The organism is Alcaligenes nematophilus, assembly GCF_026344155.1.
Taxonomy (GTDB): domain Bacteria; phylum Pseudomonadota; class Gammaproteobacteria; order Burkholderiales; family Burkholderiaceae_B; genus Alcaligenes; species Alcaligenes phenolicus.
The window spans coordinates 570,326-583,181 of record NZ_JAPKMZ010000002.1 but is presented as its reverse complement, the minus strand read 5'-3'; the positions used below and the strand labels follow the sequence as shown (position 1 = coordinate 583,181).

The following is a 12,856-nucleotide window of genomic DNA, read 5'->3' as shown; positions in this document are numbered from 1 at the left end:
TGTTCTTGATGATTTAGTCTAAAAAGTCCATATTGGTCGAAATACATTTGATTTAAAGTCAACAATGAAAACAACTCTGGATGAAATGCAGGCATTTATAGCCGTGGTGGATGCCGGTGCCATCTCGCGGGCGGCCGAGCATCTGGGGCTGACGGTGTCGGCGGTCAGCCGCACATTGAACAGGCTGGAGGAGAAGCTCAACACCACCTTGCTACGGCGTACCACACGGCGCTTGGAACTGACGGAGGAGGGGGCGGTTTTTCTGGAGCGAGCCCGATCCATTGTGGCCCATGTGGAGGAGGCGGAGGAGGATCTGGCCATACGCCGGCAGCAGCCAGTAGGGCGCTTGCGAGTGGATGCGGCCTCGCCTTTTATTCTGCATTGCGTGGTGCCGATTGTGCGCGGCTATAAGGAGCGTTATCCGCAGGTCAGCCTGGAGCTGACCAGTAATGAAGGATGGATTGATCTGCTGGAGCATCGCACGGATGTGGCTATTCGGATTGGTCGGCTCAAGGACTCTACCTTGCATGCGCGACCTATTGGCAACACGCGTCTACGCGTGATGGCTTCACCTGCTTATCTGGAAAAGCACGGTCATCCTCGTGACGTGGCCGACCTGGATAATCATGTTTTGCTGGGCTTTACCCAGCCGCTATCCCTAAATGAATGGCCCTTGCCTGCGCTGGACGGGATGCCGGTGCATATCAAGCCAAGTATTGCCGCTTCCAGTGGGGAAACCTTGCGGCAATTGGCGCTGGATGGCGTGGGGATTGTGTCGTTGTCGGACTTCATGACGCACTGGGATCGCGAGGCAGGACGTTTGGTGCAGTTGTTCCCGAAACGCACGCTGGAGATGTGTCAGCCTATCAATGCGGTGTACTACCGCAATACGGCTTTATCGGCGCGGATTTCCACGTTTGTAAGCTATCTGAGCGAGTGCTGGGAGGCAGGGCTGGGTGGGTCGAAATAGCGCGTGATGAGGACGGTTCTGACGTTCTACATCACAGTATTCATATGTTGCCAGGCTAAGGTGTCTGTAGCTTGTCTATCGGCGGTAAGCAGAAAACTAATCAGCAGTAAAAACAGGTGGTGCAGATGACGTGCGGCGGACGTTGATCAAGGGGAGAGCTGGCAGCAATGAATAATTCGAACGAACCTGTGCAGACACAGACACAGACACAGACACAGACACAGACACAGACACAGACACAGACACAGACACAGACACAGACACAGACACAGACACCCACATCAGTACCGGCAGAAGTGCAGAGGCAGGCGTCGGATAAGCCAGGCAGCCCGCTGGAGGTCTTCTGGGCCTTCCTGAAACTCGGGCTGACTTCGTTTGGCGGCCCGATCGCGCACCTGGGTTATTTCCGTACCGAGTTCGTAGAGCGCCGTCGCTGGCTGGATGATCGCAGCTACTCCGATCTGCTTGCCCTGTGTCAGTTCTTGCCGGGTCCGGCCAGCAGCCAGGTCGGGATGGCGCTGGGGCTGGGGCGTGCCGGGTGGATGGGTTTGCTGGCAGCCTGGACGGGTTTTACCTTGCCATCGGCCATTGCATTGATTTTGTTTGCCTTGGGATTGGCGGGACAGCAGGGGATTGCAGAGTCTGCGTGGGTACATGGGCTCAAGATTGTGGCGGTAGCAATTGTGGCCCAGGCGGTGTTGGGAATGGCCCGGTCTCTATGTCCTGATCGATCTCGTGCTGCATTGGCGATGGTGGCTGCTTTGTTAAGTCTGGCCTTGCCCTCGGCCTTTGGGCAGGTTCTGGCCATTGCGGTGACAGGTTTGATCGCATGGTGGAAATTGGACTTTGCTCAAGCAGGAGTGGCTCAGGCTCATTCGTATCCGGTGTCTCGCAGGGTAGGGATGGCTGCCCTAGTGGCTTTTGTCGGGCTCTTGCTTGCTTTGCCTGTGTGGGCTGCGGCAACAGGCTCATCGATTGTTCAGTTACTGGAGGGGGTGTACCGATCTGGGGCACTGGTCTTTGGTGGGGGGCATGTTGTGTTGCCGCTCTTGCAGGCCTCTGTCGTACCGACAGGAATGGTCAGCAATGCGGACTTGATGGTGGGTTATGGGGCGGCGCAAGCAGTGCCGGGGCCCCTGTTTACCTTCGCAGCTTATATCGGGGCGATGGCTCAATGGCCTTTGCAAGGCTGGCTGGGGGGCATGGCGCTGTTGGCACTGATTTTTATCCCGGCGTTCTTGATTCTGATTGGCGTCCTGCCTTTTTGGGAAGGGCTGCGACATCGGGCTGGTGTGCGCACGGCGATGGCAGGGATTAATGCAGGGGTGGTCGGTATCCTGGGGGCCGCGCTGTATGACCCGGTATGGACCAGTGCCATTCATGACAAGGCGGATTTCGGCTTGGCCTTGCTCTTGTTTGGCTTGTTGACGGTGGGGCGTGTGCCGCCGGCGTTGGTTGTACTTTTGGCGGGGCTGGGCGCCTTTCTAATGTCGATTATTTAAGTGTTTTGCTTGCCATGCGTGATTGCCTGGCTTCATTTTTTCGGTCCGGGATGTGTGGGAGCTGATTCAAGAGAAAGCAGGTAGCTGTTTGGTGTTTTTCAAGGTATGCGCGGGGCGCTGGCACCTTGGGAACGCCATATGCTGGGTATCAGTTGCTTGTCGCAGTTGCGGCAAGGCAAACCGACAGGAGAATGTCATGGATACCAATAAATCACGCGCGGACAAACACTTGATGGACTGGCTTCGAGACGCACATGCAATGGAAGAACAGGCTGAGACGATGCTCAACAGCATGCTCTCGCGGGTGGAGAACTACCCGGAGTTGCATCAGCGCATTCAGCAACATATCAAGGAAACTCAGACACAGCAGGGGCTGGTGCGCGAATGCATAGAGCGGCGCGGTGGGGATACGTCCTTGCTCAAAGACCTGGGCGGGAAAGTTATGGCAGCGTTTCAGGGCTTTTCCGGGATCTTTGCCTCTGATGAGGTGGTGAAAGGCACGATGTTCAGCTTTGCCTTCGAAAACCTGGAAATTGCGGCTTACAGCCAGCTCAAGGAGGCCGCTGATTTTGTGGGCGATACGGAGACGGCGATGGTGTGCCATCAAATCTTGGAGCAAGAGCGCGCGATGGCTCGTTGGCTGGAAGAGCACTCACCGGAGTTAATACGGATTTTTCTGGCTCGTGCCAATGAAGGTCACAGTCAGGCCAAGCCTTAGTCCACATCCGTCCAAGGCTGTTGATTGACGGCCTTGCTTGGCAGGTTTTCAGCTTGGGGGCAGCCATGAAGGCTACTAGGCACACTGTTTGCTGGAGCCTGTCTGTGAAACCTGATCTTTGGAGAGTCCGCATGAGTCCCACACGCAAAGGCAACACCGAAGGCTCGAATCAAGCCAAAGCACCGGAGCCCAGCAGCGAATCCCAAGTGGATATTGCCGGGCGGGTGCAGGAAGACCTGAAGGAGGCGAATGAACGCGGCAAAGACAAGGAGCGAAGGCGGCCCATAGACCATAAAGCCACGCAGTTTGATGGCTCTCCGAATCCGGAACCCGATAAGAGTCCGTATTTGTTCAAGCCACATGACGATACGCCCGCCATCTTGCCCAAGCGCCGCGGTCCGAAGAACCCGGACTAGGAAGGGGGCAAGCGCTTGATGCTACACGCTTGCCCTTTCTGCTCCTGTGCTTACCACTGCCCGAAAAATACCCCTGCTTTTTTATACGCATTGGTACCGCGCTCTACTTCTTCGTCCGTCACGGTCGTTCGGCGTTTCAGGCTTGTGAACCACTGCAGCAAGCGCTCCCGACATTCAACCCGTACGTCTTCGTGGTCTGGAGATTGGCCCAGGTCGTTGAACTGCTCAGGATCGGCATGCAGGTCATAGAGCTGCTCAGGCTCGTCCAGCCAATACACATAGCGCCAGCGGTCACTGCGCAGGGACCAGGCTCTGGCATTGGACGGTGATTTATCGCGTATCACGCGTGCCAGGCGATAGCTGTAATCCAGTTCGGAAAACACGCAGTCGCGCCACGGGGGTTGGGAGCCGTGCAGCAGGGGGAGCAGATCCCGTCCCTCCAACCGGTGCGTTGATAGCGGCAAGCCCAGCCACGAGAGCATGGTGGGTAGCACATCCACGGCTTCGACCATTCTGTTATCGACTGTTCCCCGCGTAGCATTCGCCTCCGGTGACGGGTCGTAGACGATGAAAGGTACACGCTGCACGGTGTCATAGAACAGCTCTTTCTCGCCCAGCCAATGATCGCCCAGGAAATCCCCATGGTCGGCCGTGAAGATGATCAGGGTGTTGTCCATCAGGCCATTGTGGGTCATGAAGTCGAACAAGCGGCCCAGGTGGTCGTCCAATTGGGTAATAAGACCCTGGTAGGCGGGTCTGACCGTGTTGATGCAGGTTTCGCTGGCGAAACTGACGCATTCTTCTTGCTGGCGGTAGGCCTCTACGACCGGATGCGCATTGCTTAATTCGGCCTCATTGCGCACTACGGGCAGGCATTGCTCGGCGCTGTACATATCGTGGTAGGGCGCAGGAGCGATATAGGGCCAGTGTGGTTTGACGTAGCTCAGGTGCATCACCCAAGGTTCATCCCCCATGCGCTCCATGAAGGACAGGGCCTGGTCCGTCATATAGGCCGTTTCCGAGTGCTTTTCCTCTACCAGGGACGGGTAGCAAGCATTGCGCATGTGCCAGCCACTGACTGGCTGCCCATCGGGCCCGTGCGCAGAGATGACAAAGTCTGTCCATGGGTCGTCGGATTCATAACCATGACGTCGCAGGTAAGCCGGGTAGCCGCTTTCTTCTCCCGGTTCGTGGTGGCCGTCGTAACGGTCTATCTCTTCAAACCCCCCTGTTTTAAGCAAGCGGGCCAGTTCGCTGCCACCATCCAGAGCCAGTCGTTCCAGCCCCTTGTGGTCGACCATGATGTGGGTCTTGCCTGCCAGCACCAGTTTATGCCCACCGGCGCGCAAGTATTCGCCCATGGTGACTTCGCCTACCGACAAGGGCACGCGGTTCCAGGTGGCTCCGTGCGTCGACGGGTAGCGACCCGTGTAGTAGCTCATGCGGGATGGGCCGCAGACGCCGGAATTGACGAAAGCGCGATCAAAGCGCACCCCCTTGGCGGCCAAAGCATCCAGATGGGGGGTACGAATATGAGGGTGGCCGTAGCAGGCCAGGTGATCAGCCCGCAGCTGATCGGCCATGATGAACAGGACGTTCTTGCGTTGTGTCATGTTGTCTGTGTTGCTGGTTTATTGCGTGACTTTGAAGCCGGAAGCCTGAATAACCGGAGCCCATTGCTGGCGGAATTGTTCAATGCGGACGCGGGTTTCTTCTGCATCGGCAGATACGGGAATCAATTCATTTTTCAGCAGTGTTTCTTGCAGCGCAGGGTCGCTGGTGACTTCTTTAATGGCCGTGCCCAGGAAGGCGACTTTGTCGGCTGGCATGGAGGCCGGGGCAAAGAAGGCGTTCCAGCCTGAGGCTTCCAGGTTCACACCGGACTGTTTCAAGGTAGGTACATCTGGCAGGGTGGTCTCTCGTTCGCTGCCCGAGGTGGCCAGAATGCGGATGCGCTTGCCCTGGTGCTGAGACGTCAGTACATCCAGCGTATCGATAGCCAAGGGCAGTACGCCGCCGATCAAGTCTGTAATGACTGGGGCCGAACCGCGATAGCCGATGATCTCGCCCTTGGAGCCAATTTGCTGAGATAGCATCAGGCCGAAAAAGTGCGGCAGGCTGCCGGTGGCCGGGACGCCAATATTGAAGGCACCGGGATGCTCTTTGGCCCAGGCAATCAGTTGGTCCATGGTTTGAATGTCGCTGTCTGCTGACACCGCTACCCCAAAACCGTATTCAGTCACCATGGAAACGGCCTGAAAGTCGGTGTCGGGTTTGTAGGGGATGTCATTGAAAACCAGGGGGGCGACGACCATGATGGCGGGGTTGGCCAGGATCAGCACATTTTTGTCTGCCGCCGTACTTTTGACATACTGGGCGGCAATTCGGCCCCCGGCGCCGGTCTTGTTCTCGACCACAATGGGAATACCCAGTTTTTTGTGCAGACCGTCCGACACAATGCGTGCGGCCCGGTCAGACGCGCCTCCGGGCGCATAGGGCACAACGACAGTCAGGGTTTCAACGGGGCTTGCTGCGTGGGATAAACCAGTGAACAGCAGTCCTGACAGCAGACAGCTTGTTACCGTGGCGCGAAGGCGGTTCAGGGCCATGATTTGTCTCCTTTTTTTTGATTTCCATCAGTTTTTACCGCAGCTTACCAAGGGGGCTGATAGTTGTTCTAATCAAGTATCTTCAAGGTTAAAGGTCATCCCATGGTCAGCTCCCCCAAGCCTTCCCCTGCCTTGGCAAGCACTGCAGGCAGTGCGGCGCCCCTTACGCTGCCGGCCATGATGATGTTCCAGCTGTATCGAGCCTGGTCTGCCAGTAATCCGATTTTTATTCGCTTATGCGAGGGGCGTTTCAATATCACTCGCCGTGAATGGCGCATTCTGGCGATTGCCAACATGCACCCTGCTTTGACAGGCACGGCTTTGGCCGAGGCGGCAGCATTGGATACCGCTCGTTGCTCACGAGCGGTCAGTACTTTGTGCGAGAAAGGTTTGCTAAAGCGTACGCGCGATACCAAAGACACGCGCATTGTGCATGTCTCGGTGACGGAGTTGGGAGTGCAGCGTTATGAGGAGGTCATGCCGGTTGTTGCCTCCTTGAACGAGGAGATCTTTCAGGATTTGAGTGCAGCAGAACTGTCGGCCCTGAGCAGCATGCTGGATCGGGTTACTAGCCGGGCGGCATTGATGCTGGAAAGTAATGTCGTGCAGGAGCGGGCCCGTCGGAATCGTTAAGATCAACCGTGGTGCCCTGGCACTGCTAGAGCAGTGTCAGGGCCAGAGCGGGAGGTCCATCCATCACGCCATGCACATGCTGTCCTGCCTCGGGCACAAAAGCGAGGTTCAAGTGTTGTGATCCGCCGAGTTTGTGTACTCCTTCCACCCACCCCCCAAAGCCTTGTACAGGTCAATCAGATTGCTCAGTCGTGCCAGGCGCGTTCTGACCAGTGTTTGCTGGCTGCTGTACAGGCTGCGATGTGCATCCAGAACGCTCAAGTAGTCGTCCATACCTTCCTGAAAGCGTTGCTCGGCCAGGGTTTGAGCCTCAAGGCTGGCCGTGACCGCCAGCTTCTCGGATTGGATCTGCTGGTCTAGCAGGCTTTTGCTTGCCAGCCCGTCCGCCACTTCCCGGAAAGCGACCTGAATGGTTTTTTCATACTGGGCGATTTCTATCCGTTTGCGCACATGGGCGACATCCAGATTTGCCAGCAGGGCACCACCCTTGAAAATGGGCAGATTAATGCTGGGAAAAAAGCTCCAGGCGCGTGTACCGGAATCGAACAGGCTTTCCAGTGAAGCGCTGGCGGTTCCGATGGACCCAGTCAGGCTGATGGTAGGAAGAAAAGCAGCTCGTGCTGCGCCAATATGGACGTTGGCGCCTCGAAGGGTTTGCTCGGCAGCCCGAATGTCGGGTCGGCGTACCAGCAGGTCGGAGGGCAGGCCGCCAGGTAGATCCGTCACAAGGATCTGATCGGGCAGTGTAACCGCCTCATCCAGCTGTCTGGATAGATCGGCGCTGAGTGCTTGTCCCAACAGCAGGACCAGAGCGTTGCGATCCAGGGCTGCCTGGCGGCTATAGGCGGCATAGCTGGATTCTGCCTGTCGCAGGGCGACTTCCGCGCGGCGCAGGTCCAGTTGGGTGGCATGGCCCAGTTCCTTTAACTGGCGACTTAATTCGTAGGAGCGCTGTTGCGTTGCCAGCGTGTCGCTGCTCAGGCGTAGTAGCTCCTGGTCGGCCCGCAGCGTCAGATAGGTATTGGCCAGCTCGGCGATCAGGCTGGTTTGGGCCGCTACGCGAGTTTCATCCAGGGCCAGATAGTGGGCCAGTGCCTGTTCGTTCAGGCTGCGGATGCGGCCCCATAGATCCAGCTCCCAGGCTGTGCTGACACCGCCCACCTCGTAGCGACGATTAAGCTGGCTGGTGCCAGTTGGATTTAGGTCGGCGGGAAGGCGCTCGGAGGCACCGTTGGCGGCCGCCCCCAGCTCTGGTAGCAGTTTGGCGCGCTGAATGCGATACAGCGCCTGTGCCGCTTCGACATTTAAGGCCGCGGTACGAAAGTCGCGGTTGTTTGCCAGTGAAATTTCTATCAGTTGCTGTAGTAGCGGGTCGCGGAAAAAGTCGCGCCAGCCTATTTCTGCAGCGATGACTGCAGCAGAGCTAGCCTCTTCCGTAGTAAGGGGGGAAGCGGGATACGTAGCGTCGATAGGGGCGGCCGGCCGCTCGTACTTGGGGGCCAGCGTACAGCCTGTCAGTATCAATGCCAGGGCAAGGGGGCTGAGGCGTCGAACGCGGGGCAGGTAGGGGAAAATCATGTTCATGCTTGTCCTTGGCTTCATGCGTGTTGCTGGTCGTTGCGGTCAGGGGCCCGGCGCTGTTGGCGGCGCAGTGCCAGTTTGCGCACCAGCACGTAGAACACAGGGGTCAGTAGCAGGCCGAACAGGGTGACGCCCAACATGCCGGCGAACACGGCCACCCCCATGGCGTGGCGCATTTCTGCACCTGCTCCACTGGCCAGCATCAGGGGAACCACGCCAGCGATAAAGGCCAGAGAGGTCATCAAGATGGGGCGCAGCCGTAGCCGGGCGGCCTCCAGGACGGCCGTCAATGGGTCAGCTCCCGCCTCTTCCTGCGTGCGGGCAAACTCCACAATCAGAATGGCGTTTTTGGCGGCCAGCCCGACCAGTACTACAAAACCAATCTGCGTGAAAATGTTGTTGTCGCCACCGGATAGCCAGACACCGCCTATGGCCGAGAGCAGGGCCATGGGGGCGATCAGCAAGACGGCAAAGGGCAGGGACCAGCTGTTGTATTGGGCGGCCAGAATCAGGAAGGCCAGCAGGACGGCCAGAGGGAAGATGTACAGGGCAGAGTTGCCGGCCTGCTTTTCCTGATAGACCAGGTCTGTCCATTCGTAGACCATGCCTTCGGGCAAGGTTTCCTTAAGGATTTTTTCGATAGCATCCGTAGCCTGCCCGGATGAGTAGCCAGGGGCAGGGCCGCCACTGATGTCGGCGGAGGGAAAGCCGTTGTAACGTATCACCCGGTCGGGGCCGGAGCCTTCGGTCAGGGTGACAAAGGCGTTCAAGGGAATCATGTCGCCTTTATTGCTGCGTACTTTCAGCAGACCAATGTCCTGAGCCTGGGCGCGGAATGGCGCGTCAGCCTGTGCCATGACGCGGTAAGTGCGCCCGAAGCGATTGAAATCGTTGACATACAGCGATCCCAGGTTGATCTGCAAGGTCTCGAATACGTCTGTCATGGATACGCCCAGGGTCTTGGCTTTGACCCGGTCAATCTCCACGTCCAGCTGGGGGGCATTCGTTTGAAAACTGGCCAGCATATTGGCCAGCTCCGGGGCCTGCATGGCTTTGGCCATGATTTGCCCTTGTGCCTGCACCAGAGCTTCGAAGCCCAAACCATCTCTGTCTTCAATTTGCAGTTTGAAGCCGCCCATGGCGCCTAGTCCGGGGACAGGTGGCGGTGGGAAAATCCCCAAAAATCCGTCAGGGATCTGGCTGAACTTGCCCATCAGCTTGCCGGCGATGGCGTTGGCAGAAAGCGAGGGGTCCTGGCGCTCGTCAAAAGGCTTGAGCATGGCGAACATCAGGGCAGAGTTGGGGACATTGACTGGCCCGTTGACGGACAGGCCTGGAAACGCGACCACACTTTCCACGCCCGGCTCGGCCAGGGCAATGTTCGACATCTGCTTGACCACCGTTTCGGTGCGGTCCAGCGAGGCTCCGCTAGGAAGCTGAGCGATGCCCACCAGAAAGTACTTGTCCTGAGCGGGCACAAAGCCGTTGGGTACTTGGTGAAAACCCAACCAGGTCAGACCCACAAAGCCGGCATACAACATCAGAACAATCGCACTGCCACGGACTGCACGGTGCACTGTCCCTACGTAAGAGCTGGCAGCGCGGTCAAAGAAGCGGTTAAAGAGGCGGAAGAATCCGCCAAACAGGGTATCGATCAGCCGTGTCAGCCAGTCTGGACGTGTCTTGCTGTGATGGGGTTTGAGCAGGATGGCGGCCAGCGCGGGCGACAGGGTCAAGGAGTTGATGGCCGACAAAATGGTGGAAATCACGATCGTCAGGGCGAACTGTCGATAAAACTCGCCTTGCAGTCCGGATAGAAACGCGGAGGGGATAAAGACCGCTGCCAAAACGGATGTGATGGCAATAATCGGGCCGGTTACTTCATCCATGGCTTTGAAGGCCGCTTGCTTGGGCGACTCGCCCAGCGCCATGTGCCGTTCCACGTTCTCTACCACCACAATGGCATCGTCAACCACGATGCCGATGGACAAGACCAGCCCGAACAGCGAGAGCGTGTTCAGGGAGAAACCAAATATATGCATCAAGGCGAAGGTGCCCACCAGGGACACTGGCACGGCGACCAGTGGGATGATGGAAGCACGCCAGGTTTGCAGAAACAGGACAACCACAATCACCACCAGCAAGACGGCTTCCAGCAGGGTGATGGCCACAGATTGCAAGGAGGCCCGAACGAACACTGTCGGGTCATAGGCGATGCGGTATTCAATGTCTTGCGGAAAACCGCCTTGCAGTTCCTGCATCTTGGCGCGTACCGCATTGGAGACATCAATGGCATTGGCACCTGGGCTTTGAATAATTTGCAGGGCAGGGGCGGATTCGCCATTAAGCAAACTGCGCAGTGTGTAGCCATCGGCCCCCAAAGAGACTCGGGCTACATCGCGCAGACGGGTCACTTGTCCGTCCTCGCCCGTCTTGACCACAATCTCACCAAACTGTTCTTCCGTGGACAGACGCCCCAGGGTATTGACGGTGACTTGAAAGGCCGAGTCCGTATTGGGCTGTTGCCCCACCGAACCGGCAGCGACCTGCACGTTCTGTTCGCGCAAGGCCGCCACGATGTCACTGGCTGTCAGCCCACGTGTTGCCACGCTGGACGGGTCCAGCCAGATGCGCATGGAGTATTCACCGGCTCCCCAAACCAGCACATCACCCACCCCAGGAAGGCGGGCCAGTTCGTCTCGTACCTGCCGGATGGCAAAGTTGGACAGATACAGCGAGTCGTAGCGTTTTTCCGGGGAGACCAGATGGACTACCATCAGCACATCAGGCGAGGTTTTCTGGGTGACAACGCCGATGCGTTGAACCTCCTCGGGCAGACGGGGCAGGGCGCGAGAAACCCGGTTCTGCACCTGGATCTGTGCCATGTCGGCATCTGTTCCTTGTTTGAAGGCGATGGTCAGGACCATCTGGCCGTCGGTCGCCATTTGAGAGTTCATGTACAGCATGTTCTCCACGCCGTTGATAGCTTGTTCCAGCGGCGCGGCCACCGTGTCGGCAATGACTTCTGGATTGGCACCTGGATACTTGGCCGTTACCTGCACGGTAGGGGGAGTGACTGCCGGATATTCGCTTAGCGGCAGTTGCCAGAAGGCCATGGCGCCGGCGATCAGCATCAGCAAGGACAGCACGATGGCAAAGATGGGTCGGGCGATGAAAAAATGAGGGAACTTCATGGCTGGGCCTCCGCAGGGTGGACCGCAGCGCTTGCTGTTTCACTGCCTGCTTGCATGGGAACGATGCGGGCAGTGATGCTCATGCCTGGGCGCACCAAGCCTTTGATGATGATTTTTTCACCGGCTTGCAGACCGCTTTTAATGACACGTAAACCATCGACCATCGGTCCAGGTTCGACCACGCGGTATTGGGCTTGATTGTTCGGGTCTACAACCAGTACATATCTTTTCCCTTGATCAGTACCCAAGGCTTGATCGTCAATCAAGATAGCGGCTTGTTCTGCCCCCGTAGTCAGTCTGATGCGCGCAAACAGGCCGGGGGCCAGCATGCCGTCGGGATTGGGAATGACTGCGCGCGCCCGTACGGTCCCGGTGCTGCGATCAATCTGGTTTCCCACAAAATCCAGTGTCCCCTGATACGGGAAGCCCTGATCTGTTGCCAGTCCAACGGAAACGGGTAGCCCGGAGGTTTTGTCATCCTTTTCGGGGCGGGTCTGGCGGATGGCTTTCAGGTAGGTGGCTTCGTCTATGTCGAAGTACGCATACAAAGGGTCTGTGGAGACGATGGTGGTTAACAGGCTGGCCTGGTCAGTGGCGCCGCCATTGACCAGATTGCCTGCCGTGACCAGAACCCGGTCTACTCGACCCGAGATGGGCGAGCGGATATGGGTGTAGGACAGGTCCAGCTGCGCGGCGGCGACCGCTGCTTTGGCAACCTGGACCTGGGCTTGCTGGGCGTTGCGTGTGGCCAGTGCATCATCGTATTGCTTGCGGGAAACGGCGCCGGTCTCGACCAGTTTTTGCACCCGGTTCAGATCGTCTTGCGCTTGTTTGGCCAGGACCTCGGACTGACGTAATTGCGCTGTGGCTGTATCCAGAGCTACTTGAAAGGGGCGCGGGTCTATATGAAATAAAGGCTCCCCTTTACGTACCAGGCTGCCTTCCGGGACGCTGACCGCTTCGACCGCTCCGCTTACGCGTGAACGTAGTTCTACGGATTGAGGGGCGGCAAGAAATCCGGTGAAATCCGTAGAGGGAAGAATACTGCGCTCCAGAACTTGAGCAACAGGCACGCTTGGGCCTGCGGGCGCACTGGCGGTTTCTGATGGCGGTTCTGCTGCCTTGTCTTTATGATCGGAACCATCGCGGGCAGCGTAGGCGGTTCCGATGGCGGCGATGGCGCTTGCCGCTAAAGCAAATTTGAATGTTCGACGCATGGCTGTATCCCTTTCC

10 protein-coding genes are annotated in these 12,856 nt (G+C 57.8%); 5 read left to right on the top strand and 5 right to left on the bottom strand.

From position 1 onward, the window contains the following. The first annotated feature begins 64 nt into the window (after positions 1–64). The 4 genes from OSH04_RS07810 (at position 65) to OSH04_RS07795 (ending at position 3,606) form a co-directional block, all read left to right on the top strand. A complete protein-coding gene (locus OSH04_RS07810; RefSeq protein WP_266108213.1) occupies positions 65–970 on the top strand; it encodes a LysR family transcriptional regulator in 906 nt (301 codons plus the stop codon). A gap of 167 nt (positions 971–1,137) precedes the next feature. Further along, positions 1,138–2,472, top strand: coding sequence for a chromate efflux transporter (gene chrA, locus OSH04_RS07805; protein ID WP_266108212.1), 1,335 nt, complete (start codon positions 1,138–1,140; stop codon positions 2,470–2,472). 196 nt (positions 2,473–2,668) lie between these two features. Continuing rightward, complete coding sequence (locus OSH04_RS07800; protein ID WP_009463738.1) at positions 2,669–3,190, top strand: ferritin-like domain-containing protein; 522 nt, start codon at positions 2,669–2,671, stop codon at positions 3,188–3,190. A 131-nt stretch (positions 3,191–3,321) separates the two neighbouring features. Beyond that, positions 3,322–3,606: a hypothetical protein gene (locus OSH04_RS07795; protein ID WP_266108211.1), complete on the top strand. Its 285-nt coding sequence runs from the start codon at positions 3,322–3,324 to the stop codon at positions 3,604–3,606. Positions 3,607–3,656: 50 nt separating this feature from the next. Here OSH04_RS07795 and OSH04_RS07790 read toward each other — a convergent pair whose 3' ends face one another. Next, positions 3,657–5,219 (bottom strand): sulfatase-like hydrolase/transferase, encoded by a 1,563-nt coding sequence (locus OSH04_RS07790; protein WP_266108210.1) that lies wholly within the window; start codon positions 5,217–5,219, stop codon positions 3,657–3,659. An 18-nt stretch (positions 5,220–5,237) separates the two neighbouring features. Then, positions 5,238–6,215: a tripartite tricarboxylate transporter substrate-binding protein gene (locus OSH04_RS07785; RefSeq protein ID WP_266108209.1), complete on the bottom strand. Its 978-nt coding sequence runs from the start codon at positions 6,213–6,215 to the stop codon at positions 5,238–5,240. 102 nt (positions 6,216–6,317) lie between these two features. Here OSH04_RS07785 and OSH04_RS07780 point away from each other — a divergent pair, with 102 nt between their 5' ends. After that, complete coding sequence (locus OSH04_RS07780) at positions 6,318–6,848, top strand: MarR family winged helix-turn-helix transcriptional regulator (RefSeq protein WP_254002629.1); 531 nt, start codon at positions 6,318–6,320, stop codon at positions 6,846–6,848. A gap of 108 nt (positions 6,849–6,956) precedes the next feature. Here the strand turns inward: OSH04_RS07780 and OSH04_RS07775 are convergent, their stop codons facing one another. From OSH04_RS07775 to OSH04_RS07765, 3 genes are read right to left on the bottom strand one after another with little or no spacing between them, the layout of a single operon-like run. Beyond that, a complete protein-coding gene (locus OSH04_RS07775; RefSeq protein WP_277614429.1) occupies positions 6,957–8,432 on the bottom strand; it encodes an efflux transporter outer membrane subunit in 1,476 nt (491 codons plus the stop codon). A 14-nt stretch (positions 8,433–8,446) separates the two neighbouring features. Then, on the bottom strand, positions 8,447–11,623 hold the full coding sequence (locus tag OSH04_RS07770; RefSeq protein ID WP_266108208.1) for an efflux RND transporter permease subunit: 3,177 nt from the start codon (positions 11,621–11,623) through the stop codon (positions 8,447–8,449). After that, complete coding sequence (locus tag OSH04_RS07765) at positions 11,620–12,840, bottom strand: efflux RND transporter periplasmic adaptor subunit (protein ID WP_266108207.1); 1,221 nt, start codon at positions 12,838–12,840, stop codon at positions 11,620–11,622. Before OSH04_RS07765 ends, OSH04_RS07770 begins: the two co-directional genes overlap by 4 nt. Positions 12,841–12,856 lie beyond the last annotated feature (16 nt).

What these genes read in the sequence shown, in the direction of transcription:
- OSH04_RS07800 (WP_009463738.1), top strand. Translation starts at nt 2,669, where the DNA reads ATGGATACCAATAAATCACGCGCGGACAAACACTTGATGGACTGGCTT.
- OSH04_RS07775 (WP_277614429.1), bottom strand. Translation starts at nt 8,432, where the DNA reads ATGAACATGATTTTCCCCTACCTGCCCCGCGTTCGACGCCTCAGCCCC.
- OSH04_RS07795 (WP_266108211.1), top strand. Translation starts at nt 3,322, where the DNA reads ATGAGTCCCACACGCAAAGGCAACACCGAAGGCTCGAATCAAGCCAAA.
- OSH04_RS07770 (WP_266108208.1), bottom strand. Translation starts at nt 11,623, where the DNA reads ATGAAGTTCCCTCATTTTTTCATCGCCCGACCCATCTTTGCCATCGTG.
- OSH04_RS07810 (WP_266108213.1), top strand. Translation starts at nt 65, where the DNA reads ATGAAAACAACTCTGGATGAAATGCAGGCATTTATAGCCGTGGTGGAT.
- chrA (WP_266108212.1), top strand. Translation starts at nt 1,138, where the DNA reads ATGAATAATTCGAACGAACCTGTGCAGACACAGACACAGACACAGACA.
- OSH04_RS07765 (WP_266108207.1), bottom strand. Translation starts at nt 12,840, where the DNA reads ATGCGTCGAACATTCAAATTTGCTTTAGCGGCAAGCGCCATCGCCGCC.
- OSH04_RS07790 (WP_266108210.1), bottom strand. Translation starts at nt 5,219, where the DNA reads ATGACACAACGCAAGAACGTCCTGTTCATCATGGCCGATCAGCTGCGG.
- OSH04_RS07785 (WP_266108209.1), bottom strand. Translation starts at nt 6,215, where the DNA reads ATGGCCCTGAACCGCCTTCGCGCCACGGTAACAAGCTGTCTGCTGTCA.
- OSH04_RS07780 (WP_254002629.1), top strand. Translation starts at nt 6,318, where the DNA reads ATGGTCAGCTCCCCCAAGCCTTCCCCTGCCTTGGCAAGCACTGCAGGC.